The 26,182-nt window shown below is 57.6% G+C and carries 20 protein-coding genes and 1 tRNA gene; 18 read left to right on the top strand and 3 right to left on the bottom strand.

Annotated features, from left to right (window positions below; all coding sequences use genetic code 11):
* The first annotated feature begins 9 nt into the window (after window positions 1-9).
* From J5286_RS01145 to J5286_RS01130, 4 genes are all read left to right on the top strand, one after another.
* On the top strand, window positions 10-678 hold the full coding sequence (locus J5286_RS01145) for a TetR/AcrR family transcriptional regulator (RefSeq protein ID WP_112944966.1): 669 nt from the start codon (window positions 10-12) through the stop codon (window positions 676-678).
* Between the two features lie 135 nt (window positions 679-813).
* Window positions 814-1,962, top strand: coding sequence for a Gfo/Idh/MocA family protein (locus tag J5286_RS01140; RefSeq protein ID WP_209188682.1), 1,149 nt, complete (start codon window positions 814-816; stop codon window positions 1,960-1,962).
* Window positions 1,963-2,039: 77 nt separating this feature from the next.
* Window positions 2,040-2,867, top strand: coding sequence for a sugar phosphate isomerase/epimerase family protein (locus J5286_RS01135; protein ID WP_209188683.1), 828 nt, complete (start codon window positions 2,040-2,042; stop codon window positions 2,865-2,867).
* 50 nt (window positions 2,868-2,917) lie between these two features.
* Window positions 2,918-4,192: a Gfo/Idh/MocA family protein gene (locus J5286_RS01130; RefSeq protein ID WP_209188684.1), complete on the top strand. Its 1,275-nt coding sequence runs from the start codon at window positions 2,918-2,920 to the stop codon at window positions 4,190-4,192.
* 37 nt (window positions 4,193-4,229) lie between these two features.
* Here J5286_RS01130 and J5286_RS01125 read toward each other — a convergent pair whose 3' ends face one another.
* Window positions 4,230-4,967, bottom strand: a complete 738-nt coding sequence (locus J5286_RS01125) for a type 1 glutamine amidotransferase (RefSeq protein ID WP_209189588.1) — start codon at window positions 4,965-4,967, stop codon at window positions 4,230-4,232.
* 127 nt (window positions 4,968-5,094) lie between these two features.
* Between J5286_RS01125 and J5286_RS01120 the strand changes: the two genes are divergently transcribed.
* Window positions 5,095-5,391, top strand: coding sequence for an Rdx family protein (locus tag J5286_RS01120; RefSeq protein WP_209188685.1), 297 nt, complete (start codon window positions 5,095-5,097; stop codon window positions 5,389-5,391).
* A 27-nt stretch (window positions 5,392-5,418) separates the two neighbouring features.
* Here the strand turns inward: J5286_RS01120 and J5286_RS01115 are convergent, their stop codons facing one another.
* Window positions 5,419-5,877 (bottom strand): BA14K family protein, encoded by a 459-nt coding sequence (locus J5286_RS01115; protein WP_209188686.1) that lies wholly within the window; start codon window positions 5,875-5,877, stop codon window positions 5,419-5,421.
* A gap of 184 nt (window positions 5,878-6,061) precedes the next feature.
* Here J5286_RS01115 and J5286_RS01110 point away from each other — a divergent pair.
* From J5286_RS01110 to J5286_RS01075, 8 genes are all read left to right on the top strand, one after another.
* A tRNA-Leu gene (locus J5286_RS01110) sits at window positions 6,062-6,148 on the top strand.
* Window positions 6,149-6,246: 98 nt separating this feature from the next.
* On the top strand, window positions 6,247-8,088 hold the full coding sequence (locus J5286_RS01105) for a site-specific integrase (protein WP_209188687.1): 1,842 nt from the start codon (window positions 6,247-6,249) through the stop codon (window positions 8,086-8,088).
* A 157-nt stretch (window positions 8,089-8,245) separates the two neighbouring features.
* Window positions 8,246-9,829, top strand: coding sequence for a type I restriction-modification system subunit M (locus J5286_RS01100; RefSeq protein WP_209188688.1), 1,584 nt, complete (start codon window positions 8,246-8,248; stop codon window positions 9,827-9,829).
* A complete protein-coding gene (locus J5286_RS01095) occupies window positions 9,822-11,006 on the top strand; it encodes a restriction endonuclease subunit S (RefSeq protein ID WP_209188689.1) in 1,185 nt (394 codons plus the stop codon). The genes J5286_RS01100 and J5286_RS01095 overlap by 8 nt, the downstream gene beginning before the upstream one ends.
* Window positions 11,007-11,009: 3 nt before the next feature.
* A complete protein-coding gene (locus J5286_RS01090; RefSeq protein WP_209188690.1) occupies window positions 11,010-14,216 on the top strand; it encodes a type I restriction endonuclease subunit R in 3,207 nt (1,068 codons plus the stop codon).
* Between the two features lie 1,001 nt (window positions 14,217-15,217).
* On the top strand, window positions 15,218-15,856 hold the full coding sequence (locus J5286_RS01085) for a recombinase family protein (protein WP_209188691.1): 639 nt from the start codon (window positions 15,218-15,220) through the stop codon (window positions 15,854-15,856).
* Between the two features lie 855 nt (window positions 15,857-16,711).
* Complete coding sequence (locus tag J5286_RS01080; protein ID WP_209188692.1) at window positions 16,712-18,022, top strand: hypothetical protein; 1,311 nt, start codon at window positions 16,712-16,714, stop codon at window positions 18,020-18,022.
* A gap of 172 nt (window positions 18,023-18,194) precedes the next feature.
* A complete protein-coding gene (locus J5286_RS01075) occupies window positions 18,195-18,875 on the top strand; it encodes a hypothetical protein (RefSeq protein WP_245205294.1) in 681 nt (226 codons plus the stop codon).
* A gap of 112 nt (window positions 18,876-18,987) precedes the next feature.
* Here the strand turns inward: J5286_RS01075 and J5286_RS01070 are convergent, their stop codons facing one another.
* Complete coding sequence (locus tag J5286_RS01070) at window positions 18,988-20,817, bottom strand: ATP-binding protein (protein ID WP_209188693.1); 1,830 nt, start codon at window positions 20,815-20,817, stop codon at window positions 18,988-18,990.
* Window positions 20,818-20,986: 169 nt separating this feature from the next.
* On the opposite strand from J5286_RS01070, the gene J5286_RS01065 reads away from it, so the two are divergent.
* The 5 genes from J5286_RS01065 to J5286_RS01045 all read left to right on the top strand — a co-directional run bounded on the left by J5286_RS01065 (window position 20,987) and on the right by J5286_RS01045 (window position 26,175).
* On the top strand, window positions 20,987-22,462 hold the full coding sequence (locus J5286_RS01065) for a DNA sulfur modification protein DndB (protein WP_209188694.1): 1,476 nt from the start codon (window positions 20,987-20,989) through the stop codon (window positions 22,460-22,462).
* 185 nt (window positions 22,463-22,647) lie between these two features.
* On the top strand, window positions 22,648-23,292 hold the full coding sequence (locus J5286_RS01060) for a hypothetical protein (protein ID WP_209188695.1): 645 nt from the start codon (window positions 22,648-22,650) through the stop codon (window positions 23,290-23,292).
* Window positions 23,293-23,572: 280 nt separating this feature from the next.
* On the top strand, window positions 23,573-24,481 hold the full coding sequence (locus J5286_RS01055; protein WP_209188696.1) for a macro domain-containing protein: 909 nt from the start codon (window positions 23,573-23,575) through the stop codon (window positions 24,479-24,481).
* Entirely contained in the window at window positions 24,472-25,455 is a 984-nt protein-coding gene (locus tag J5286_RS01050) for a DarT ssDNA thymidine ADP-ribosyltransferase family protein (protein ID WP_280638430.1), read from the top strand. The genes J5286_RS01055 and J5286_RS01050 overlap by 10 nt, the downstream gene beginning before the upstream one ends.
* A 381-nt stretch (window positions 25,456-25,836) precedes the next feature.
* Entirely contained in the window at window positions 25,837-26,175 is a 339-nt protein-coding gene (locus J5286_RS01045) for a type II toxin-antitoxin system RelE/ParE family toxin (protein WP_209188698.1), read from the top strand.
* Window positions 26,176-26,182 lie beyond the last annotated feature (7 nt).

The raw sequence follows: 26,182 nt of genomic DNA, 5'->3' as shown, positions 1-26,182 counted from the left end.
GTAGTGGGGATGGATGGCAGCGGAGAGAAGAAACCGGCCAAGCGGCGTTCACAAGAGCGCGTCCTGCAGCGCGATCCCGAGCGAACGCGCGCCGCCATTCTCGAAGCCGCGACCCGGGAATTCGCTGAAAACGGCATGGGCGGCGCCCGTGTCGACGCCATCGCCGAGCGTGCCGGCACCAACAAGCGCATGCTCTATCACTACTTCGGCGACAAGGAGCAGCTCTATCTGCATGTGCTGGAGGAAGCCTATGTCGGCATCCGCACCGCCGAGCGCGAACTGCACATCGGCGACCGCAGCCCGGAGGAGGGGATCGCCGAGCTCGCGCTCTTCACCTGGCGCTATTTCCTGAAGCACCCCGAATTCCTGAGCCTGCTTGGTACCGAAAACCTGCACCGCGCCCGCTGGCTGCGCCAATCGGTGCGGCTGAAGGAGCTTCATTCGCACCTGATCGTCGAGCTGACCGAGGTGCTCGACCGCGGCAAGAAGACGGGCGTCTTCATCGACGCAGCCGATCCGCTGAACGTCTATCTGACCATCGCCTCGCTCGGCTATTTCTACATTTCCAACCAGTACACGCTCTCGACCATCTTCGGCCGCGACCTTGCGGAGAAGGGCAATCTCGATGCCTGGGAACGCCATATCGTTCACGTCACGCTTGCCTCGATCAAAGCCTGATCGCTGAAATTTAGCCCCGGCTATTGACAGCGCCGCTTCTCCTCTGCCATCAAGTAACTGTTTGGTTACTGGCCGGGAGGAGCCGCGCGGCATCGCGCGTCCGGCATTGCAACGCAGTTTTGCAGGGAGGCAGACATGGCACGTCTAGGAATAATTCTGCACGGCGTAACGGGCCGCATGGGCTACAATCAGCACCTCGTCCGCTCGATACTGGCGATCCGCGATCAGGGCGGCCTGACGCTGAAGTCAGGCGAGAAGCTCGAGATCGACCCCATCATCGTCGGCCGCAACGCCGCCAAGATGGAGGAGCTGGCGAAGCGCCACGGCATCAAGCGCTGGTCGACCGATCTCGACGCGGCCCTCAGAAATCCCGACGACCAGATCTTCTTCGATGCCGGCACCACGCTGATGCGCGCCGAGCTCCTGTCGCGTGCGCTCGACGCCGGCAAGCACGTCTATTGTGAAAAGCCGATCTCCGACGATCTCGAAGTTGCCATTGCGCTCGCCCGCAAGGCGCGCGCCTCGGGTCTCAAGCATGGCGTCGTGCAGGACAAGCTCTTCCTGCCCGGCCTGCGCAAGCTGGCGCTGCTGCGCGACAGCGGCTTTTTCGGCAAGATCCTCTCCGTGCGCGGCGAGTTCGGCTACTGGGTCTTCGAGGGTGATTGGGGCGTGCCGGCGCAGCGCCCCTCCTGGAATTACCGCAAGGCCGATGGCGGCGGCATCATTCTCGACATGCTCTGCCACTGGCGCTATGTGCTCGACAATCTCTTCGGCGAGGTCAAATCGGTCTCCTGCCTCGGCGCCACCCATATCGGCACCCGCGTCGACGAACAGGGCAAGCCCTATCATTGCGACACCGATGACGCTGCCTATGCCACTTTCGAGCTCGAAGGCGGGGCGATCGCCCATATCAATTCGTCCTGGGCGGTGCGCGTGCGTCGCGACGATCTCGTTACCTTCCAAGTCGACGGCACTCATGGCTCAGCCGTCGCCGGGCTGACGAAATGCTGGACTCAACACCGCGTCAACACGCCCAAGCCCGTCTGGAACCCCGACCAGCCGCAGACCATCGATTTCTACAAGACCTGGGACGAGGTGCCGGACACGCAGGCCTTTGACAACGGCTTCAAGGTGCAGTGGGAGATGTTCCTGCGCCATGTCGCCGAGGACGCGCCCTGGCCTTACGGCCTGGAAGCCGGCGCCAAGGGCGTGCAGCTCGCCGAACTCGGGCTGAAATCCTGGGCCGAACGCCGGTGGCTCGATGTGCCCGCGCTGGAGTTCTGAGCCATGCCTGATATAGCGCGCTATGTACCCATGGTGGTCGCGCCTGCGGCCCCGCATGAAAGCGGGGCCCGGCAAACATGGTAGACGATCTATCGATCAACCTCGCGACCATTCGCGAGCAATGTGGCTTCGCCGAAGCCGTCGATCTCTGCCTGAAGCACGGCATCACCTCGATCGCCCCCTGGCGCGATCAGGTCGCCAAGGTGGGGCTCGACGAGGCGGTGCGCATCGTCCGCCAAAACCGCATCAAGCTCACCGGCCTTTGCCGCGGCGGTTTCTTTCCGGCAGCCACGGCGGCGGACCGCCAATCGGCGATCGATGACAACAAGCGCGCCGTAGACGAGGCGGCCGCTCTGGGCGCCGATTGCCTCGTGCTTGTCGTCGGCGGGCTCGCCGGCTGCTCGAAAAACATCGATGAAGCGCGCAATATGGTGGCGGACGGCATCGCCGCCACCCTCCCGCATGCCCGCGCGAGCGGCGTGCCACTGGCGATCGAGCCGCTGCATCCCATGTACGCCGCCGACCGCTCCTGCGTGAACACGCTCGGCCAGGCGCTCGACATGTGCGAGACGCTGGGCGAGGGGGTGGGCGTTGCGATCGACGTCTACCATGTCTGGTGGGACCCCGATCTGGCGCGCCAGATCGGCCGCGCGGGTCAGCTGAAGCGTATTCTCGCGCACCACATTTGCGATTGGCTGGTGCCGACGAGGGACATGCTGACCGACCGTGGCATGATGGGCGATGGCGTCATCGACCTGAAGGGCATAAGACGGATGGTGGAGGGCGCAGGTTTTCATGGCGCGCAGGAAGTCGAGATATTCTCGGCGGAGAACTGGTGGAAACGCCCGGCCGACGAGGTGATCCGCACCTGCGTCGAGCGCTTCCACGACTGCTGCCGGATCTGATTTGGCAGAACAACATACTCGTTTCCGCACGCATGAAGGAGGATCATTCGATGGAGAAACGCCGCTTCGCACTGATAGGCACCGGAAATCGCGGAACGACCATGTGGGGCAAGGAATTGCTGGCCGGCTGGCGCGAGCATGTGGATCTGGTAGCGATCGTCGATACCAATTCGCTGCGCGCCGAACGCGCCCGCACCATGATCGGCAGCAACGCCCCGATCTACGAGAACATCGACGCCATGCTCGCCGAGCATGAGGTCGACATGGTCATCGTCTGCACGCCCGATTACACCCATGACGACATCGTCGTGCGCGCGCTCGAAGCCGGCATCGACGTCATCACCGAAAAGCCGATGACGACAGCTGTCGACAAGATCCGCCGCATCCTCGATGCCGAAAAGCGCAGCGGCAAGCGCGTCGACGTCTCCTTCAACTACCGCTACGCGCCGACGGCGGCCAAAATCAAGGAACTGCTCTCCTCAGGCGAGATCGGCCGCGTCACCTCCGTCGATTTTCACTGGTATCTCGACACCAAGCACGGCGCCGATTATTTCCGCCGCTGGCACGCCTATACGGAAAATTCCGGCAGCCTCTTCGTCCACAAGGCCACCCACCACTTCGATCTCCTGAACTGGTATCTCGACAGCGACCCGGAGGCCGTCACCTCGTTTGCCGACCTGCAGAACTACGGCCGCAAGGGCCCATTCCGCGGCCCGCGCTGCAAGCTCTGTCCGCACACCGGGGAATGCGATTACTACCTCGATCTCGAGGCCGATCCCTTCCTCGACGCGCTCTATGAAGACCCCTCGGAGATCGACGGCTATTTCCGCGACGGCTGCGTCTATCGCGAGGATATCGACATCCCCGACACCATGGTCGTCAGCCTGCGCTACCGCAACAACGTCCACGTCTCCTATTCGCTCAACACCTTCCAACCGATCGAAGGCCACCACATCGCCTTCAACGGCACCGAGGGGCGGATCGAGCTGCGCCAGTTCGAAAAGCAGCCCTGGGAAACACCGGATGAGGACACGATCCTGTTGATCCGCAACTTTCCGAAGGGAAGGGAGCCGGTCGAGCGCATCGTCGTGCCGCATTTCTCCGGCGGCCACTATGGCGGCGACGACCGCATGCGCAACATGATCTTCAAGCCCGGCATGGAGGACCGCCTCGGCCAGCGCGCCGGCACCCGCGCCGGCGCCATGTCGGTGCTGACGGGGATTGCCGCGCTGTCGAGCGCGCGCAGCGGCAAGGTGGTCAAGATCGCCGACCTGATGCCGGAGCTTACGGGTGGTGATGCAAGCCCGGGACTGAAAGCGGGTTGATGTAAGCCGGGCGACGAAGGCCGGCGCTCGCGTCTCCTCAGGCGCCGACGGCGAGCGGTTCCTTCGCCGCCGCGACCTCGATCATCGCAACCCAGTTGCGCGCGATCGCAAGGCCGCTGGCATCGGCCGCCGCGCCATCCACGGGAGCGAGATCGGGGTGACGCTTCAGCCAGCCGGGCTCCATCCGCTCGATCGTCGCCTCGAAGCCCGTCTTCCACCCCTCGACCACCGCGCGGCTGGCCTCGAAATGAAACTGCGTGCCATAAGTCGCGCGGCCAAGCCGGAAGGCCTGGTTGCGCACGAGCGGGCTGGTCGCCAGCAGGCAGGCACCCTCGGGCAAGGTGAACGTATCGCTGTGCCACTCGAAGGTGGTGAAATCGGCATCGAGGCCCGAAAGCAGCGGATCGGCCTTGCCGTCGTCCGTCATCTCGACGGGTTTCCAGCCGAACTCCAGCTGCCGGCCAAGATGGTTTTCCGCGCCATAGGCGCGCGCCAGGATCTGCGATCCCAGGCAGATGCCCATCACCGCCTTGCCCGCCTCGCAAAAGCGCTGCATCAGCCGCGCCAGCGCGGGCAGATAGGGGTAGTTCGCATCGTCGAGCGCGTCCTGCTCCCCGCCCAACACGACAAGCGCGTCATGCTCGAAGATGCTCTGCGGCAGCCGGCCGTCGAGATAGGGCTGGTAGATGTCGAGCGCGGCATTGGCTTCGGCAAGCGCGATGCCGAGCGACCCCAGCGGCGTGTTCTTCATGTTCTCGATGATCGCAACCCGCATCGGCATCTCCTGTCTTGCTGTCGATGAGAGGAAGAACACCAAGCCATCGTGCATTGCAATATCCGTTGCGCGGCACCCGGCCACTTCGTAAGCTCCGCGCACCGGAACGACACGACAGAAAGCCCCCATGACCGAGAAAAAAGCCCGCGTGACCATTCTCTACTGCACCCAGTGCAACTGGCTGCTGCGCGCCGGCTGGATGGCGCAGGAGCTGCTGCAGACCTTCACCGACAGCCTTGGCGAAGTGGCGCTCATCCCCGGCACCGGCGGCAATTTCGAGATCCGCGTCGATGATGAACTGATCTGGGAGCGCAAGCGCGACGGCGGCTTTCCCGGCCCCAAGGAGCTGAAGCAGCGCATCCGCGATATCATCGACCCCGATCGCGACCTCGGCCACACCGACAGGTCGTCGAAGGAAAGCTAAGCCGCACCCGGAAGGCTCAGCTCGCTCCTAGTCGTAAGGCGAGTTGCAGGTCTTGTAGATCCCCTCATAGGTCACGAAGCGATCCGTCCTGGGATTGTAGCTGCGATACTGGTTGCGGCACCAATCGACATGGAAGTTGCGATCGGGCGTGTTCGGCCGCGCAGTCCGCGCCTGTGGCTGCGATGGCTGGTAGCGTGTCGGCGGCTGCGGATTGTAGTATTGCGGCGCCGGCCCCGCCGCGCGCGGACGATAATAGGTCGGCCCGGTCGCGGTTGGAGGCCGGTAGTTCGGCTGTATGTAGGATGGCGTGAACGACTGCCTCTGGCCGAAGGTGAAGCAGCCGCGAGAATCGCACATGGTCTGCACACGGATGATATCGCGATTGCCCGTCATTTCGGGGGCAGGCGTCATCGGCATGGCCGAAATCTGACTGAGCGGCATCACGGATAGAATCACGACAACCGGAAATTTCTGAAAAACGCGCATCGCACCATCCTTTTCCCTGAGGCACATATAGTGCGCCCAAGCTATCTTGGCATCGCCCGAAATCCCCGACCGCCCAAAAACCCACCTTTCCCGGCCCTGACCTTAGACTTTTTTGCGTGGTGTCAGAAAAACTTCAAAAACCCTGTTGACACCAACGGGCCACCCCCGTACATGGCTCTCCGTCGCCCAGATGGCGGAATTGGTAGACGCGCCAGCTTCAGGTGCTGGTACCCGAAAGGGTGTGGAGGTTCGAGTCCTCTTCTGGGCACCATTCCCATTATAAGTCCTTGTTAGGACATGTGTTTCAGCAAGATCAATGACTTGCGAACTGCGCTTGGTACAAACGTTTGGTACAAAGGCAGTTTCACAATGGGTGTCGTGGTGCGCAATCTTTACAACGTAAACGGTCGCTGGAAATACCGAAAGGTGATTCCCGTTACGCTCCGACCGCACGTCCCTGGCAACCTCACGGAATTTGTTCGCTGGCTTGGTTCAGGCCCCCAAAATAGCGCCGAGATTGCGGCCCGATATTCGGCTGCTGCCAAGGAGTGCGAAGGCCTCCTAGAGGTCGCGAAGAAGCGTTCACTTGGCTCATATGATGAACTCAGCGCCGAGGTGATTGCTCACATCATTGGAACCGAGCGCAGCAATTTGCTCTGGGAAGATGACGAGGACCGGTTTGACCAAGAAGGGGACATTCTGTTCGAACACGTTCGTCAGCAGATCGCTTCTTCAGGTGTATCCGCAATCGTCAATGACGATCCCGACCGTCGATGGAATAATCGACAGGAGACGCTTGAGGCCTACCTTTCAAACCTTAGACACGACTATGCTCGTGGAACGGTCGACGCCTTCCATCTCGGTGAGCTGGCGGATGTGTGTGCATCGCATGGGCTGTTAGTCGATCCGCGAAGCTTGAGCTTCCGTCGCCTCGGCAAGGCCTACCTTGGGATGATGATCGAAGTCACCGAGGCAAGACTCCAGCGCCAGACCGGGGTTGTTGTACCGACACCAGAGCCTCCAATGGTCGCAACGGTCCAGCAGACGATCTCTGGCGACCTAACGTTGCGGGAGCTCGCCGAAAAGAAGCTTGCGATGAAGAACAAGAGCGAGGCGACCACTCAGGCTACCGAGACGGCACTTCGGTTGTTTGAAAGTGTCTATGGTACCCGCGCGATGGCAACTATCACGCGCAGGGAAGTTGCTGATTGGATATTTCTCCTTCAGAAAAAGCCGGCCAATCCGGATAAGGAGCACCGCGCTCTTGGCCTTCGAGAGATGGTGGACGCCTATGAAACGCGCAAGGATGTTCAGCGGCTTACCGGCAAGAGCGTGAATGGCCATGTCAGCCATCTCAACTCAATCTGGGCTTGGGCCAGACAGCGCGGCTTTGTGGATCGTTCGCTCGACAATCCATTCGGTGAGCAGCGCGTCGATGAACGCCTGCCGGAGGCCAATGAAGGCTTTACGCCGACCCAGCTTCAAGCTCTCTTTAATCTTCCGGTCTTTACGAAGGGAGAGCGTCCTAAAGGTGGAAGGGGCGAGGCGGCATTCTGGCTTCCTCTTCTCCTTCTAACTTACGGCACTCGCCCTGAGGAGATGTGCCAGCTTCTCGTCAGTGATATCGCTTACGATGAAGAGGAGGCCCTTTGGTACCTCAGAATTACAGATGAGGGGCTCCATCCTGTTAAGGGCGCTAGACACATTAAAGCGGATGGCAACGCGCTCATACGGCGGAACCTCCCCATCACGCAGAAACTCATTGAGCTTGGTTTTATCGACTACGTGAATCAGCTCCGCCGAGCCGGGGAACTGGCATTATTCCCGCTTCTGACCACCAAGGGTAAGCTAGGCTATCTCCATTCCAGCTTTGCAACATGGTGGGGCAAATACGCCAGGGAGCACAAGGCCATTCCAGAGAGCGGCAACAAACCACTGCGCGGCTTCAGGGATACCTGGACGACCGCGGCCTCCCGTTCGGGTCTCAACGAAGAGGAGCGCGAATGGATACAGGGGCACTATATCGGGAAGGGAAAGACCAGCAATCGGAACTACGGGATCCGTGATTTCGGGAAGAAAGTGGAGCAAATCAACTTCCGGGGGTTGGATCTCTCCAAACTACGCTCGCCCACACAATGCTTAGAGAAGAACGCTTCAGTTGATTTCCGCTCTGTTCCGCGCCCCACTTGCCTCATTTCTTCGAAGCGGTGAGGCGTGGAGTCATCATCCAAAGCGCAATGGAGGATAGGAGGTCGCCAAATCAGCATCTTCGCAACGTCGTCGGTTGACGCTCTACGCGAGGTCTTGCACAGTCTTTGGCGCCCTCTGGTCGCCTCCGGCTAACCTTCACACATTCAGAATTGCAATCATGGCAGCAGACCTCAAGACGATCTCCGACCAACTGTGGACCACCGCAGACAAGCTCCGGGCCAATTCCGGCATTCTTCCGGCTGAGTATGCCCGACCCGTACTCGGCCTTTTGTTTCTGCGTCATGCCGACCAGCGGTTCTCTGACGTCGAGGCGAAGATTGCGCCGCGTGAAGGATCGCGTATCCGTCCCGGACCGGAAGCCTACAAGGCCGAAGGCGCAATCTTCCTGCCGCCAGAAGCTCGGTTCTCGTTCCTGCTTGCCCTTCCTGAAGGCTCGAACCTTGGCCGCGCCCTGACGACAGCCATGCGGGAAATCGAGGCGAAGAACCCGGAACTGGCTGACGTCCTGCCGAAGACCTATCAATCGATCCCCGACGACGTTCTCGTAGAATTGCTCCGTGCTCTCCACCCGCTCGAGATCGCTGGTGATGCGTTCGGCTATGTCTATGAATACTTCATGGGCAATTTTGCCAAGGACACCATGCAGAAGGGGGGCGAGTTCTATACGCCATCGTCCATCGTCCAGCTGATCGTCGAAATCATCGAACCCTATCATGGCCGCATTCTAGACCCAGCCTGTGGCTCAGGCGGCATGTTTGTGCATTCGGCGGACTTCGTGAAGCGTCATCAAAAGGAACCTGACAAAGAATTGTCGATTTATGGTGTCGAGCGAACTCGGGAGACGTGGCGCTTGTCCCAGATGAATCTTGCCGTACATGGTCTCTCTGGCAAGATCCTCGACGCCGACACCTATCGGGACCCGGTCTTCGAAGAGGTGATGCCGACGAAGAACGACAAGGGGCGATACGAGGGACCCGGCGGTTTCGACTTCGTCATGGCCAATCCCCCGTTCAACGTGAAGGAACTCGACAAGAGCAAGCTGCTGGACGTCGCCAACCGCTTTCCCCATGGCGTCCCGACAGCCGACAATGCCAACTATCTCTGGATCCAGTTCTTCTGGTCACGATTGAATGAAACGGGCCGCGCCGGGTTCGTCATGGCCAATTCCGCCGCCGATGCCCGGGGCACGGAACAGGAGATTCGCAAGAAGCTGATCGAAAGTGGCAGCGTCGACGTGATCGTTTCGATCGGGCCTAACTTCTTCCTGACGGTCACACTTCCCTGCACCTTGTGGTTCTTCGACAAGGGAAAGGCGGCAGGGCCGCGAGCAGACGATGTGCTGTTCCTCGATGCGCGACACATCTTCCGCCAAATCGACCGCGCCCATCGGGACTTCACCGAAGAACAGGTGGAGGCAATAGCAAACATCGTGCGCCTCTGGCGGGGCGAGGAACCGGAGTTCTTCACCCAGTCAAGGGCGTGGCTGGAGGAGCGGTTTCCCGGGCTTGCGTATGGCGATGTGGTCGGTCTTTGCCGCAGTGCTACCCGCGCCGAGATCGAAGGCCAAGGTTGGTCGCTCAATCCCGGGCGCTATGTCGGGGTGGCAACTGGGGAAGCGGACGACGAGGATTTCCGCGAGAAGCTGGAGGCACTGCATGAAGAGCTGGAGGCCCTGAACGTGGAGGCGGCACGGCTGCAGTCCGTCATTGCCCAAAATCTCGCCGAGGTTCTAAATGGTTGACGCACAATGGAATGATTGCCTTCTCGGTGATTTGATCACGCTTCAACGTGGATATGACATCACCAAAAAAGAACAAAGTGAAGGGCCTTATCCAGTCGTATCGTCGTCTGGACCAACCTCTACCCACATAGCGTACACAGACGTTGGACCTGGTGTTGTTATTGGTCGGAAAGGAACACTCGGAAAGGCTTTCTACGTTCATGGCCCATATTGGGCGCATGATACAACACTGTGGGTCAAGAACTTCAGAGGCAATGACAGGAAGTTCGTCTTCTACCTTTTGCAGTCGATGAATTTGGCCACCTACGATGTGGGTTCTTCAAACCCAACGCTGAACCGCAACCACCTTCATCTGCTTCCAGTAAGAGCACCCGATGTTGTTCAGCAGCAACGTATCGCTGACGTTCTCTCGGCCTACGACGACCTTGTCGAGGTGAACCAGCAGCGCATTACGATCCTTGAGGACATGGCTCGGCGGCTGTTCGATGAATGGTTCGTCCGCTTCCGCTATCCGGGCCACGAGGCCGTACCGTTGGTCGAGACGGAACTCGGGATGGTGCCTCGGGGATGGATCATCGGAAGTGTTTCGATCTTGAGTTCTTTCATAAGTCGGGGGATTGCTCCAAAGTATGATGACGAGGCTTGCAGCATTGCAATCAATCAGAAGTGCATACGCGACCGGGCCCTCAATCTACTCCTTGCTCGGAGACAGTCGAAGTCTGTTCCGCAATCGAAACTGTTGGTTGATGGTGACATCGTGGTCAACTCGACTGGGGTAGGGACGCTCGGTCGGGTTGCTCAACTGCTAGGGACTGTACCCAATGCAACGGCAGACGGTCACGTGACCATTGTTCGAGCAGCAGATCATGTCGATCTTCACTACTTTGGCCTTCAGTTGCTCCAGCTACAGCCGCATTTCGAAAGACAAGGTGTAGGGGCGACGGGTCAGACGGAATTATCGAAGGCGGCAATTGCCGACACCAAGATCTCTATCGCACCTTCGGATTTGGCCACCAGATTTGGCCGAGTAGCTGGGCCGATCAGAGGCCAAGCTGAGCTGCTTCGAAACCAGAACAACAAGCTTCGCGCCGCCCGTGGCCTCTTGCTCCCCAAGCTCGTTTCGGGTCAAATCGACGTGTCGACAGCCGAGGAGACCTTTGCAGAGGCAGCGGAATAGCCCATGGCTGACACCTCGCAGGACATCCAGCATGGCATTCCCGAGGGCACCCGCGCAACCCTAACTGGATTCTCCGAGGACGGGCTTGTCGAGAAACCGGCAATCGAGCTTCTGGAGAGCCTCGGCTGGAGCCATTTCGATCTTTATGACGAAACCTTCGGTGCTGACGGCTCCCAGTTTCGTGACACCCTGCGCGATCCCTATCTGACTAAGACGTTGCGCATCGCGCTTTCTCGACTGAACCCGGATCTGCCACAAGACGCCTTGGACTTAGCCTTCGACATCCTGACGCAGGACCGAGCGTCGATGGTTCCTATGGCCGCGAACCGCGAAGTTCTGGAACTGGTGCGCGACGGGGTCGATGTAGAATACCGCGACAATGACGGCGGGATGGCCAAGGAGCGGGTCCGCGTCATCGATTGGCGCGATCTAACGACCAATCACTTCACCTTGATCTCTCAGGTCTGGATTTCTGGAGAACTCCACCGACGTCGCACGGACCTGATCGGTTTCGTCAACGGAGTACCGCTTCTCTTCATCGAGCTGAAGGCTGGACACAGACGCATTGAGGATGCCTATCGCGACAATATCCGCGACTACCGCGATACGATCCCGCAGCTCTTTCGGCCCAACGGCTTCGTTCTCGTCTCCAATGGGCTCGACACCCGGATCGGGGCTTCAGCCTATTCGGCATGGGACACCTACAAGGAATGGAAGCGGATAGATGACGAGACCGAGCCCGGCCGCGTATCGCTGGAAACCGCGATCCGCGCGGCCGCCACGCGGGAACGTCTGATCGATCTTGTGGAGAACTTCCTCGTCTTCGAGGAGACCAAGGACGGGCTCGTCAAAAAGATTGCCCAGAACCATCAGTTCATCGGGGTGAACAAGGCGGTTCAGGCCGTGGCCAATCTCGGGGAGAACAGAGGCAAGCTCGGGGTCTTCTGGCACACGCAAGGCTCAGGCAAGAGCCTGTCCATGTTGACCTTCGCCCGGAAGGTGCTGCGGACGATCCCCGGGGCCTGGACCTTCGTAATCGTCACCGACCGCGATGAACTGGACAAGCAGATCTCTGACGTCTTCGCTGCCTGTGGCGCGGTGACCAAGGATGTGCGGGAGGTTCGCGCGGGGTCGAAGGAGCATCTGAAGACATTGTTGCGGGGCAATGAGCGCTACGTCTTCACGCTGATCCACAAGTTCGGGACGGCCAAGGGTGAGACCTTTCCGGTTCTCTCCGAACGGTCGGATATCATCGTCATCGCCGATGAGGCCCATCGGTCGCAATACGATACGCTGGCCGCCAACATGCGCCGCGCCCTGCCGAACGCCGCCTTCATCGGCTTCACTGGGACACCATTGATGGCCGGAGAGGAGAAGACCCGCGACGTATTCGGCGACTATGTCTCGACCTACACCTACCAACAGTCGACCGAGGATGGAGCGACCGTTCCGCTCTACTACGAGAACCGCATCCCAGAGTTGGAGTTCGCCAACGAGAGCTTTGCCGAGGATCTAGAAGCAGTCATCGAAGAGGCTGACCTCGACGAGGAACAAGAGCGCGAATTAGAGAAACGCCTCGGCACCCAGTATCATCTGATCACTCGCGAGGACCGTCTGGATCGGATTGCCGAGGACCTTGTCCGCCATTTCGTCGGTCGAGGCTATCGCGGCAAGGCCATGTTCGTGGCCATCGACAAGGCGACTGCGGTGCGGATGCACGACAAGGTTCGCCGTGCTTGGGATGCCGAGATTGGGCGGCGTGAGGCTGCTCTCGCTTCATCTCCCCCTGATCAGCGCGAGGCTTTGGCCGCTGTCATCGCCTTCATGCGCGAGACAGACATGGCTGTCGTGGTCAGCCAGGGCCAGAACGAGATCGCCGACATGGAGGCCAAGGGTCTCGACATTCGCAGCCACCGTAGGCGCATGATCGAAGAGGATCTGGACGAGCGGTTCAAGAAGGGCGGCGATCCGCTTCGACTAGTCTTCGTCTGCGCCATGTGGATCACCGGGTTCGACGTCCCGACTTGCTCGACGATCTATCTCGACAAGCCGATGAAGAACCACACCCTGATGCAGACCATCGCCCGGGCAAACCGTAACGCACCGGGCAAGAAGGCTGGTCTGATCGTCGACTATGTCGGCATCTTTCGAAACCTAGAGAAGGCGCTCGCCATCTATGCCGTAGGCGGCGCAACGAATGCCAAGCCCATCGAGGATAAATCCGCACTGGTCGAGGACCTAGCCCAAGCCATCGAAGAGGCACTTGCCTTCTGCCGGGCCCGGGACGTCGACCCGGGTGCGATCCTTGAGGTGACCGGGTTTGACCGGCTGGCGAGGCTCGGCGATGCAGTAGAAGCGTTGAACGGCACAGACACCGAGCGCCGCACCTTCCTCGCGCTGGCTTCCAATGTCTGGAGTACCTTCAAGGCCGTGCTTCCCGACGCCCGGGCCGAGCCATACCGCAAGATCTCGGCAGCCATCGAGGTCACTGCCGAGCGCATTCGCTCTCTCACCGAAAGGCCGGATATCTCCGACGTCTCCAACAAGATCGAAGCCTTGCTCGACGAGTCGATTGCAGGTGTGGAGATTACGGCCCCCATTCGTGAAGACGGCGACACCACCGGCCTGTTCGACCTCTCCAGGATCGACATCGAGCGCCTGAGGGCCATGTTCGACACGGGCAATCGCCAGCGCACCGAGACACAGCGTCTTCGTCGGGCCGTCGAAGATCGGCTGGAGGAAATGGCCGCACGCAATCCAACGCGCCGTGGCCTCGTCGAACGCTTCGCGGCTCTGGTCGCTCAATACAATGCCGGAAGCTTGACCGCCGCCGACTTCTTCAATCAGCTCCTGGCACTGGTCGGCGACATGAACACCGAGGACCAGCGAGCGATTCGGGAAGGCTTGACCGAAGAGGAGCTTGCGATCTTCGATATCCTGACCCAACCGGAACCAAAGCTTGAGCCAGAAGACGAAGACCTCGTGAAGCGCGTGGCCAAATCCCTACTGGAGAAACTCAAGGCCGAGAAGCTGGTACTAGATTGGCGACTAAAGGAACGCGCCAAGGCCGCAGTCAAAGCCACAATCCAACAGCTTTATGACGAGGGTCTTCCACAAGCCTATGGTCAAGGGGTTTTCGATGAAAAGGTGGAGCGGACGTTCCAATGGGTCTTTGAGAAATATCCTGACAAATCTGGAATGACCAATTGATAGCGATGGCCTGCTTGCCAAACGCGATACTGCCCAATGTTTTTGCCGCAAAAATACGCTGCGCCCTCATGAATGATGTCACCGACATCTTTCCCCCCTCCCCCTTGCCCAACTTCTCCACATTGTGCAGCCTGATGCTGGCTGAGGCAGGATCTCAGCGTTGCAACGTAGATCGATTTTGAGGGGAGGGTGCTATGGCGCTCAAGAAATCGTTTGTGAGATGGTCTGCCTTCGATGACAAAGAACGAGAGGCGGAGGTGTCTGCGACTATTGGCAGACCGGCTTCACCCTCGCGGCGCCCATACCATGTCGAGCTCTATGGAAACGTTGGCAGCGATCGCATGGCGAGAAGGGTGTCAACATTCATCCATCCGACCGATTTTGATAGTGTTGCCCGACTGATGTTTGAGGCTCATCCTGAGAAGGCCCTATCGGCATTTTCGAAGATCATCTCAGATGCAAACGTCTAGTGTCGGCATCCCAATGCGAAAAGCCTCTGCGTTCATAGCCGATTTCTCCAATGACAAGGCAATTCGAATCTATTTCCATGAAGACGGTGGGCATCATATCGAAGCGTTCTTTGGTGTGCAGCAGGGGGACCGCAGAGCAGAATGGCGTCTCGTAGCAGCGAGGCAACACCTCCTCAGGGACAAGGTGCTCGGTCAATTTAAGGATGCCATCAGGAACGAGCTACGCAACGCTCGCCGACGAGCACGACGGAAGGCGCACCAAATCCAGTAGCTCCTCTGTTGCTCACTTCCGCAAACTAACTCCCAAGACTGCCGTCTCTCTGCGCACAGGCTGCCCACGTCATCCGGACCCCCATCCTGCTCTATCGTCGTTTTCGCTTGGGGCCGCTGCGAAAGTCCGCTGCCCAAATGTCCACTAGCCTATACCGCAATGGACAGCTCACGGCACGTGCCGGAAGATGTCCACAAGGGTTGACATCGCCATGTGGACACCGTAGATCAATGGACGGTACCCATGTGAACAGGTGATCAATGACAAAGACCGTCCTCTATGCCCGTGTATCGACTTCTGATCAGACCGTAGCCCACCAGAGAGCCCAAGCGGAGGCGAAGGGATATTTTTTCGACGCCGTGGTGACGGACGATGGCGTCTCGGGCAAGGTTCCGTTGAAAGAGAGGCCCGAGGGCAAGCGCTTGTTCGACATGCTGCGCCGAGGTGACACTCTGGTTGTCAGGTGGGTCGATCGCTTAGGGCGGGACTACAATGACGTCACGGATACTATCCGTTACTTGATGCGCGAGGGGATCATTGTCCGGACCATCATCAACGATATGGAGTTCGACGGGTCACGAACGGATGCGATGGGGATGGCCGTTAGGGACGCCATGATGACCTTCATGGCTGGAATGGCTCAAGCTCAAATGGAAGCCACAAAGGACGCCCAAAGGGCCGGAATTGACCATGCTAAGACGAAGGAACCTGAGAAGTTTCTTGGCCGCAAGCCTACCTTTGATAGGCATCAGCTGGCCGAAATTTTACGGATGGCGGAACTCGGAGTGAGTAATAGCGAGATCGCTCGTCGGATGGGTATCGTGAGGCAGACAGTCATTCGTATCCGTGCAAATCCAGCAAATGCAGCGAAGATTGTTGCGCTGTGGGACAGAAGTTAGGGGGCGTCGGACACGACGTCTTCGTCTGCCGGATCTTCATCGAATTGCCACTGAAGTACTCGACCGGAAACCTTTGTCCTACGCTCGGTTACGGCTACCTTAGTATGACTTGTGATGACAAGGTGGTGGCCCAACTTGGTCACCAACTCTTTGTATCTCGCCACGATACCTTCCGCCAGGAGCTTCTCAGCTTTCTGCTCGTGTGCGCTAACAAGGACGGTTCCAGGTCCTTTTGGTGGATCCCTGAACCACAGAAGGCAGTCCCTCTGCATAGCGTACGTGTCGACCAGGAACGGGCTTTCAAAATCGCAGCTATCAAAAACGCTAACGATTGCAGGCCTCCAAGTGACGGAGAGGTTGCCGGATTGATTAAGTCGTGCGTTGACAGAAATTCTGGGCCTGGTTGTCTTCCAGCCAACGCGATCAAGTAGCTTTTGGACATTAAAGTCCCACACCCCAAAATCAGCCTCTGCTTGCCAGACCCACTTTTGAAATTGCGGCCTTGGTTTCCGGCCCGCTAAGCAACGAGTAAATTCCGTAAGATATTCATCGCTTCGCAAGCTCTGCCCTCCATGGCGGGGTCCTATTTGGCATGAACTGACCTAGCCAGCAACAGTGAGAGCCACGATGCCTCGAATGCGACAGGCGGCAGCCTGACTGGGAGCGAAGCTTGGCAATACTCCTGAAGGCGTGTAGTAACCGGCCGCTCGGACACTCTTGCAGGGCCCGCACAAGGTCTCGGGTAGGCCTCCGGTCTCCCAAGGCTTCCACCCCGCCGTCGGCCTGCATCCGGGTCCACAGTGCACAATGCTTCCTTAGAAGCGGGGTGGCCATATTAAAGATGAGGGCCCGCAGATGGATCGGATAACCGCCCCCTTTGTTGCAGCGGACGAAGAGGTGGAAGAACGGGATCATCGCTTCAACGCCTATCGCTTCGCTGCCTCAGACAATGCCAAGGCAATTGTGTCGGAAGTCATCCGCCTGCTGTTGAACTACGAGGCGCACTTCGGTCTCAGGAAGAACACGCGCCGTGCGGCGGATCAGGAGACGTTCGACCTCACCGTCGCTGCCATCCTGTCCGACCTGATGTATCACCATCTCACTGAGCGAGGAGGCGACGTCTATACGACGCGCTCGAATCGGCTGCTTGCTACAAAGAGCCGCTATCGGCCGGCTGCCTATAACAAGATGTTCCCGTACATCCTGGACCTCATGGAGAACCCGGAGATGGGATTTGTCGTGCAGGACGTGCCGCCTCCGCTCAGAGGCCAATCGCGCTCCACAGTGATCCGGCCTGGCGTCTCGCTGCTATCGCGTATTGAAGAACACGACATCGGGCTTGATGATTTCGGCGAACAGCCGCATGGCGAAACCATCATCCTAAAGCGCACCAAGGACGAGGGTGACTACTGGGATGAGGGAGGTTTGAAGGAATACTTCGACACCGCCGTCACCGCCCAGTTCCGGCGAGAACTTGCTGAGATCAACCAGTGGTTAGCGTCGGCGGATCTCAGGTTCAGCCGTACCGGCATCCCGTGGCCACACACGGCGTTCCACATTGACGACCGACAACTCCGCCGCATCTTTACACAGGACCGCTTCGACAGCGGCGGCAGGTTGTTCGGTGGTTTCTGGCAACGTCTTCGCAAGCATGAACGACGGCAGGGGCTATGGATCAGCGGAGAGAAGGCTTTGGAGCTGGACTACGGTCAGGTCGGCCCACGTATACTCTATGGACTTGCCGGGCAGAAGCCACCAGCGGAGGACCTCTACCAACTCTGGGGCTACGTTCAGCAGCGTGACGGCATAAAGCGCGTGATGAACGCCATGATCTTTGCGTCCGAGCGGTTGGCGAGGTTCCCGAGGGAGACACGCAAGCTGTTTCGAAGCAGTGACAAGATTGGTGAGGTGGTCAAAGCGATCGAAGCAAAGCATCCGCTGATCAAGGACCAGTTCCATCGCGGTCTCGGACACGAAGCCCAGTTCGTCGAGAGCCAGATCATGGTCGAGATCATTCTGACGCTGAAGGCCGGAGGCATCATGGCGCTGCCGATCCATGACGCGGTGCTGATTCCAGCCTCGCAGCTTACGATCGCGACCGATATCATGCTCTCCATCTTCGAGAAGTACACAGGCGTCCAAGGCACTGTCAGTGTTGAGGGATGATCTGCTGGCTACTTTCCTTCTTTTCAACCGAGTGGGCCTTAGGTCTACTCTGGCTGGGGGTTCCCCTGATGGGGATGACCCTCACCCAATGAACACCAACGACTACCAAGGTGAGACCTTAGCTATAACCATAGGGTTAACCACCAGCTCACCATAGTGGGACTCGAGATAGATGACTGACTGGATCAAGAGACGCGAGCGGAAGAACGAGGTCGCCGCACGGGCAGCCGAGCCGAGCCTGCGATTCCATACGTGTCGAGTGGTGGGCTGCGGCAAGCGCTCCCGCGCGGCTACACAGGACGGTCTAGACACGTTCTTTTGCCGCTCCCACGCCGATCACCACAGCCGGCATGGAAGCCCCTACAAGCGCTCCTACACGGCAAAGGAGATCGCTCCTCATCGGAAGAGGGCAAGGGCTTGGCTGGAGGCCAACCAGGATGACATGTGGGTGACGAACGCCGTCCAGCGTGTCCAAACGTTGTACGCCAATGCTGGCCCGCATGTGGAGGCATTCCGGCTGAATGGCCTCTCACCCCAGGAACGCTCCAAGGCAGCGTGGGCGAGGTTGCGGAAGGCTAACATCGATCCTCGCCAGGTCATTGCAGCGTGCATTGCCGTCGAGTTGACCGTTCAAGCCGATCCGCAGCCAGACAGCAAGTCAGAGTTCAGGCGAGTCCAGATGGCGAAGCAGATGCACAAGTTGGCGTCGGGGACACATAAGCAATGGCCCAGCACCGCAGGTGGACCGAAGGAGTTGCATGTTTACCCGAGGTCACGCGGGCAGGTTCTGAGGCACCTCGGGGTTGACCTGGAGAAATGCATCGAACTGCTGATTTCCCACGCCACGTGGTAGTACACAGCCACTGTCGCAAGAGCGTGCAGCTGAACTACTTTGTGCGCTCCAGCCGCACGGCCACCCAAGGAGTTCAGCCTCAATCGCGTTCCTTCAACCACTGGCTCATTCTCTAAGCGGGGGAAACCTCCATCTCCTCAAGATCATCCGGCGATTTTGCGGCACCAAGTCGGCGACTGATACTGCGGTAGGCGCTGCTGACCGCATCGCGCCAACCGTCCGCCGCCAAACTCAGGCTCTCAGGTTCGAGTGCCTTCTTGACATCATCCGGTGTCCATTCGCGGATTAGTTGTTTCGCCTGAGCGTAGACAACGGCATATCCGACGCGGCCCATTACCAATTGTTCTGACCACTGTCGAGCCAACTCTCGTACCAGCTCAGGGTCGTCATAAGTCGCGTAGCGCAACTGGAGATTCTCCTGCGCTGCCGCGACAGCCGAGTAGTTGAGATTGACAAATAGTTGGTTCGTCTCGCGTACGTACCGGGCGGCCTTTCCAGTGATCCCTTTGTCCGCGACATCCTCCGCATCCCTTAGTGGGATAATCTCAGGTGCTTGCTCCAAGTTCTTGGAAATGTTGGCCCGCTTCGCTCCTGCCGGATTGAAGATGAGATCGGTGGGGCTAATCTGGGCCTCACCACCACTGCCACCCGCACCACGCCCGCGTTCCCGCTGGGCGCCTCTCGCCCCCCCGTCATCAACGAGGTGGAGGCCACCCTCAGCCTCGCGAGGGCTTTTCGTCTTGAGTCGCAGCTCATTCAACAAGTCTTGAAGCTCTTTCCTAAGGTCTTCGGTAGAAGCGGACGATTTCGGCGCGAGCGAGCTGATGATCTCTACTAGCCACTGCGGGCGGTTGCGGAACACGAGCTCCGCAAAGTCGTCTACAGTTACCGGGCGTTGATCACCGGCGGTGAGCTGAACAAACCGACGGTACGGCTCATGTCGGACTGGAAAATTGTCGGGCAGTTCGACGTGTATCGAAATATGGCGAGCACCAAACGGTATCCCGAACGCAGGAGCATCTGCTGCCCACTTCCGGCCCTTACGGGCGTCGTACATCTCCGCTCGGAACACAATCGCGGCGTTGCTTACCGAGGACGTCAGCGAGCCTGATATCGACTTGTTGTGACCGCCATCGCGATATGGAGGGTCGTAGAGGTAGTGGATGCGAACGCCTTCACCGACATCGACCGCCTCGACGCGACCGAATGCATCAGAACGCTCCGGGATCGATTTGAACTGCCGTCGACCGTCACGAGGATGAGTCCCTTCTTGAAGAAATATCTCTACGCCTGCGGGGAGCCGATAGAACCGATGATAAAGGTACGTAGTGATCCATTGACGGTCTTGCTCAGGATCGCCGTCGTAGGGATCAGCAACAGTGTCCTGATTCAGATGATTCCCAAACAAAACTACTTCGGTCCAATCCTCCTCTAATCCATATTCTCCCTCTTCGCGAACTTGCTCCGTTACATCCACGACCTCCTCGAAAGAGTCTTCGACAGGTATCCATACCTTTCCGTACACTCCCTCACGCTTTCCCAAGATCACTTGGCTGACAACACCGTCACGGCAGGACCGATACCGCATCCCGAGGGTGTTCGACGGTAGTGAAGCCACCTTCGCGCCCATCCCGAAGTTGCCTTCAAGCGCCATATCCTTGCCAAGGGACGCCGCAAGATCGCAAATATGATCGAGCTGTGCGCTGCTCAATCCTGGGCCTGTGTTCCAGATTGCTAGTTTCCGGGCTTCACCGCACTCGGCAACAGCTTTGCCCTTGATTTCTACAATGCGTCGCCCGGACGGTGCTTTTGCGGCTGCTTCGACGGCGTTCATTACAAGCTCTCGCAGCATCATTGTTTTTGGACACTGCTCGATTTGGCGGGAGACCGTGAAGTCAATGTCTCGGATCGTAATAGGCGTAATTTGCTTGATATGGTTCATGTGTGCCTCGATATTCCGACAGCGTGGGTTAGCATTTACCGGGATCATTAAACTCTAATCGCCTGGACCGATTTGTAAATACCCCAGGGATATTTTTTTGGTTTCCAGATGGATTGACATAACAATCCTGGATGATAATTATATTTTCAGTTTAAGAAAAGGAGCGAACATGATCCCCTCTCAAAATGGCCTGCCGTCGCCTCTCGCAACTCTTGATGACATGCTCGACGGCGGCGACACTTCCGAGAAGCCTATGAAGGTCTTCATCGGCCACAATCTCGGGAATCGGACTTTCTTGATGCAGATGCCGATGCACGAATTTTTTGGCATGTCAGAGGTCGCCAACGATCCTGGTCGGGATGGGGACGCTATCGCCCAGCGCAAGTTGGACCCGGCTCATGCCACGAAGCTGGCGCACTATATTCTGAAGGGGCTCGTGTCGGCGGCCATTGAGAGGCGAGAAATTCTGAAGAAGCCAGAGTCCCCTCGGCTGAACGAAATCATGCAAACCCTCGGTCGACAGCCGTACATGGCGATCCAGCCGATTGTAGTAAACATTCGAGAATGCGACCCTCGCGGCAATGACATTCGGGGCGATCGACTAATTGATCGCCGGACTGAGGAAACGGCCTCTTTCAAGGTCTTCTTGTCTCAACGGCATGTCCTCTGGGTCGTCGATGGCCAACACCGCCGCAAGGGCATGCAGATCGTCTTTGATTTTCTGGAAACTGTCCGCGCAACAAAAACGTACCCGAAGAAAGTCGCCAACCTCTTTGGGTTCAAGGATGGAGAGAGCCTCTCTCCCGATGAACTTACCGCATGGGAGGAGTGCTTCGAGGTCGCCCGTACGTACTGCACCTTATTGATTGAGGTTCATCTCGGCCTCAAGCCGGATGAAGAGCGACAGCTTTTCCACGATCTGAATCGCCTGGGTAAGAAAGTCGACACAAATCTGGCTCTCCAGTTTGATAGCTCCAATCCAATCAACCTCTTCATCAAGGATGAGTTGGTGGACAAGCTGGGACTGCGTGTCACGGAGCAAGATGTCAAGAACTGGACCGACGACGAGGGCGGGATCACGAGAAAAGATCTCGTGGCCGTAAACGCGCTGCTTTTCCTGAACAAAACGAACATCAACGGGGCCGCCCCCGCGATGGTCCAAGGTAAGACTGACTTGGCATACCGTTTCTGGACTGCGGTCGACGCCATTCCCGGCTTCGGTGAAGACAAGGCTCGCGAGAAAACGGTAGTTGCCCAGCCTGTAGTATTGAAAGCACTCGCCAAGCTTGTTTACGACTTTGCCTTCAGCAATCGCCGACCGAGCAATGGCGACCAGTTGGTGGACGAGCTTCTGGGTAAGTTAACGGACTTTGACTTCAGCCACGACAATTCACTGTGGCGATACTACGAATTGACGGAGCCCCAACGCCAAAGCCATGGCCTGTCAGGTTTGTCCACATATCTGCCGAGCGAGGAAAGCGGCAATAGGGACATCGGAAGTCATCAGGGCGGCCTAATGCGATTTGGCGCCAAGCACAATGACATTTATCCGATCTTGGCCGACATGATCCGCTGGAAACTAGGGTTCCCGTCCCGGCGAGGCTCAGAGCAAAGTTCTGACAGTAGCATTACAGTCGCCGCGTGAAGACTTTGGGGTGCTCCTCAGGGAGCGCCCCTCCGCTGATCCTTCGTTCACAACGCGAGCCGACGTCAATCGCCATCCCGTCATCCACACATGGTCCTACAAACTCGCCGACACCGCCTGATATGATTCGAACCACGGAAACGCGCTACTAGTGATATCCGGAATGGCCGGGGCAAGAGAATTTAATGGTACGACCAGTTTTGAAGAAATGTGTCCTTTGTGTTTCCGAAATACCCGTTTCCGCGATGAAATGCACACACTGTAGCTCATACCAGGACTGGCGAAGCAACTTAGACTTTGGCAACTCCACACTGAGCCTTTTGATTGCATTCCTGTCGGTTCTTGGTATCGCGGTTCCACCGGTCGTTTCGGCAGTGAAGTCGTTGCTGTATGCTCCCCGCCCCGAGTTTGTCGCTTCAGCGGTTGCGATCACACCGGAAAAAGCAACGATTTCGGTCGCCAACACTGGTGACGCATCGGGCGTCCTAAATGGAATGATTTGCTCCATTTATGCGCCCAAACCCGGTGTGGGTATCAAAAACTCGTCAAGCAAACTCGGATGGGATTTTCCAAAGGGTAGCGAGGTGCTTCCGCTTAAGACCTACATTTATGAAGCTCCACCGCAAATCATTCCGCCAGGTACCCAGGTGCTGGCGACGATGACGTTTGCATTCAACGGTCGTAGTGATGCGACTGACCCAAAGGTTACCGTGCCGGCGAATACAGAAGCGAAAAGCACTTGCGTGGCCTTCCATCAAACGCGAGAGGGCGAAACGCTCGGCATGAACGTTTCTCTTTCCCCGCTTCTCTTACTAAAATTCCGCCAGTGAGTCAGAGCAAGGGAATGGAAGGCCTCTCGCCGCAGCTTATGATGTACCCTCGCATTTCTGCCAAAAAGTAAACGTGTCCAGCCGCGAGCAAGGCTACTGCATAAACCTGTGGGTAAGCCCTGGCTTGAACTTGACTCGGGGAATCAAAAGGCTGCCTAACATGATGGAATCGGTCAAGGTCGCGCTATCTCAGTCGTTCGAAGGGCTGGCGAATTCGCGCGACTAGTTGTATGTTCCCTATATGTTCTCACCCATCATTCGGAGAAAGGGTAGGTCATAAATGCTGGTATATCGGCGTACCGACTTATTTTCATCACCCGCCCAGACCCTGGTCAACACGGTCAACTGTGTCGGCGTTATGGGGAAAGGGATTGCGAAGGAATTCAAGGAGCGCGAACCGGATATGTTCGCGGCCTACAAGCGCATCTGCGATCAGAAGCTTCTTTCGCCGGGCAAGCTATGGCTTTGGCGCGGCCCTAATTACATGACGCTAAATTTCCCGACCAAAATGCATTGGAGAGGGCCATCCAAGCTTGAGTGGATCGAAGCGGGGCTGAAGAAGTTTGTTTCAACGTTTGAGCGAACCGGAATAAAGGAGATTTCCTTCCCACGGCTAGGATGCGGCAATGGGGGGCTCGACTGGGATGAGGTTCGGCCATTGATGGAGAAATATCTAACTCCATTGCCAATAGACATCTACGTTCACGATTATACCAAAGACATAGGCCTGCCTGAGCATCTGGGGCATGTTGCGGAGCAGATCAAACATACGGCACCATCGACACTTTCCTTTGATGTCTTCTTTGCGGATTTAGTTCGCGCTGTGGACCTATCCGGCGACGATCTGGTGGACATCAGCACCGATGAGCCGATCCACGCTCAAATCATTGAGGACAATCTCAGGCTTGAGACTGATAAGGCATCCTGGACGTTTGAGCGGGATGACTTGCGGGCGGTCTGGCTAACCCTGCTAAGAGGCCTGCTGACAAAAGAGAAGGCTGGTTGGCTAAATGATGAGAGTGGCAGTCCGCTACTTTCGTTGGTGAGCTTACTACCACAGGTTCGCCCCATCGAAATCCTCAGACAAGACGAGGATGAGCCCGAACTAGCGGTAGAACTCGCTCCAACGAACCGGGGGAGTGCGGTGGTTCCCCGCGCAAACGCACAGACCGAATTGTCATGGCATTAAGCCTGAACTTTGCACGAAATCACATTACAACGTGGCAGCAGAACCTATCGCTTCCATACTATAATCACAGGCAAAACTGGCCTCGCTACTTATTCCATCATAGCCCCCTGCAGAACGCAGTGCCCATTCTGCGTTCTGGAGTTCTCTGTGCCCGCAATGATCCGATAAATTCTCGTCCGGTTGATGTTGCTGCTCCCGGTGTGATCGACAACAATCATGCTGCCCACGAATTTGTGCGCACCTATTTTAGGCCATGCACACCCACTCAGTACCGCATCGAAGGCATCAGGAAGCCCGGCGAGAGCAAGTATGGGGACGAGTCTCACGCGCCCTTTCTTGTGATGTTTGTCCTAGATGCGGAAGCGATACTCACCCGCCAGGGGACCCACTTCAGCGACAGGAACATGCAGATTCCTGGCGTGGTTTACGGCAATGACGAAGCTTACTTCTCAAACATTCCTTTCGAAAAGGTCTTCCACATGGGAGGCACATCGGGCGACAATTCGATAATACAACATCGATGCGCTGAGGTCCTGGCTGCGTCCCCAATGGCATTGAGCGAAACACTTCATTGGATTTATTGCCGCTCAAACGCGGAGCGAGAAACCCTACTATATCAGCTAAGGGGTGCGCCGGTTGACTGGTCGAGCCGTATAGTGGTGTCCGATGACCTTAAGGTATTTCAACGCGAGTATACGTTCGTTGAGTTTGTTCGCCTCAGTTCTGACGGAGTGGTCTTTCAACTCAATCCTCGACTTGATTGGGGCAACATCGCCATCGACCTGCGTCTAACTACTGTCGGTGGCCTGCCGGTGGCCTCCTTTATTAACCCCGATTTTCCACCGCGACCGACATCAGTGCTCCAATGGCGGCATGAATGCGCCCTAACGCCCGGCATCTATCACCTTCGTATTCTGCTGGAAGGTCAACTGGCTTATGATAATCAGCTTGAGCTCAATGACCCATTGCTGTGATGATCCGACACTTGACGGTGGTACAAAACCCACGTACAAACACGGATCAGCGCAGTCACTAAGTCATTGATTTTATTTTGTTGATCTTGACGGGAACGCCAGTCCTCTTCTGGGCACCATTCCATTTTTGAGAAACTTGGATTTCTCAACTATTTCAAGACTTAGCAGATATCTTCGATACGCTTTCCGGTTCACCGGAAGCCCTCACGGGGCTTGTCTTTCTTAACGTCAGGCCGGCTGCAGCCACGTCTTCGCATTGTCGTTTCCGGATACCAGCCGCAGTCCGCAGCATTCTACATTAAAACGAATTTGAGCGGGCTCTTCGCATGCCTGACGAATAGTCGATTATCTTGAAAATGATAACCCAATGGGGTACATTTCATGCAGACTGTTGCAGAGACTCCGACATTCACCCGACAAGCCGAAAAACTGTTCAGCGAGGAAGAGAAGCGGGAGCTGATAGACTTTCTCGCGGAAAATCCTCTTGCCGGAGATGAAATTCCGGGTACGGGCGGCGTTCGCAAGGTGCGCTTTGCAGCATCTGGACGAGGAAAGCGAGGCGGCGCCCGCATCATCTACTACTATCTCGATGAAACGATGCCGCTTTATGCTCTGCTTGCTTACGCGAAGAACGCCAAGACCGACATGACGCCGGACGAAAAACGGATTGTTTCCGCCTTGGCCTCGGCTCTCAAGGCCGCCGCGCGGCAAACGAAATGACGGAGAT

The organism is Rhizobium sp. 16-488-2b, from assembly GCF_017741815.1.
GTDB lineage: Bacteria > Pseudomonadota > Alphaproteobacteria > Rhizobiales > Rhizobiaceae > Rhizobium.
The sequence above is the reverse complement of the archived record's forward strand: the minus strand, read 5'-3'. Positions and strand labels throughout refer to the sequence as shown.

Coding starts and splice junctions, on each gene's coding strand:
- J5286_RS01145 (WP_112944966.1), top strand. CDS start 10: ATGGATGGCAGCGGAGAGAAGAAACCGGCCAAGCGGCGTTCACAAGAG.
- J5286_RS01140 (WP_209188682.1), top strand. CDS start 814: ATGGCACGTCTAGGAATAATTCTGCACGGCGTAACGGGCCGCATGGGC.
- J5286_RS01135 (WP_209188683.1), top strand. CDS start 2,040: ATGGTAGACGATCTATCGATCAACCTCGCGACCATTCGCGAGCAATGT.
- J5286_RS01130 (WP_209188684.1), top strand. CDS start 2,918: ATGGAGAAACGCCGCTTCGCACTGATAGGCACCGGAAATCGCGGAACG.
- J5286_RS01125 (WP_209189588.1), bottom strand. CDS start 4,967: ATGCGGGTTGCGATCATCGAGAACATGAAGAACACGCCGCTGGGGTCG.
- J5286_RS01120 (WP_209188685.1), top strand. CDS start 5,095: ATGACCGAGAAAAAAGCCCGCGTGACCATTCTCTACTGCACCCAGTGC.
- J5286_RS01115 (WP_209188686.1), bottom strand. CDS start 5,877: ATGCGCGTTTTTCAGAAATTTCCGGTTGTCGTGATTCTATCCGTGATG.
- J5286_RS01105 (WP_209188687.1), top strand. CDS start 6,247: ATGGGTGTCGTGGTGCGCAATCTTTACAACGTAAACGGTCGCTGGAAA.
- J5286_RS01100 (WP_209188688.1), top strand. CDS start 8,246: ATGGCAGCAGACCTCAAGACGATCTCCGACCAACTGTGGACCACCGCA.
- J5286_RS01095 (WP_209188689.1), top strand. CDS start 9,822: ATGGTTGACGCACAATGGAATGATTGCCTTCTCGGTGATTTGATCACG.
- J5286_RS01090 (WP_209188690.1), top strand. CDS start 11,010: ATGGCTGACACCTCGCAGGACATCCAGCATGGCATTCCCGAGGGCACC.
- J5286_RS01085 (WP_209188691.1), top strand. CDS start 15,218: ATGACAAAGACCGTCCTCTATGCCCGTGTATCGACTTCTGATCAGACC.
- J5286_RS01080 (WP_209188692.1), top strand. CDS start 16,712: ATGGATCGGATAACCGCCCCCTTTGTTGCAGCGGACGAAGAGGTGGAA.
- J5286_RS01075 (WP_245205294.1), top strand. CDS start 18,195: ATGACTGACTGGATCAAGAGACGCGAGCGGAAGAACGAGGTCGCCGCA.
- J5286_RS01070 (WP_209188693.1), bottom strand. CDS start 20,817: ATGAACCATATCAAGCAAATTACGCCTATTACGATCCGAGACATTGAC.
- J5286_RS01065 (WP_209188694.1), top strand. CDS start 20,987: ATGATCCCCTCTCAAAATGGCCTGCCGTCGCCTCTCGCAACTCTTGAT.
- J5286_RS01060 (WP_209188695.1), top strand. CDS start 22,648: ATGGTACGACCAGTTTTGAAGAAATGTGTCCTTTGTGTTTCCGAAATA.
- J5286_RS01055 (WP_209188696.1), top strand. CDS start 23,573: ATGCTGGTATATCGGCGTACCGACTTATTTTCATCACCCGCCCAGACC.
- J5286_RS01050 (WP_280638430.1), top strand. CDS start 24,472: ATGGCATTAAGCCTGAACTTTGCACGAAATCACATTACAACGTGGCAG.
- J5286_RS01045 (WP_209188698.1), top strand. CDS start 25,837: ATGCAGACTGTTGCAGAGACTCCGACATTCACCCGACAAGCCGAAAAA.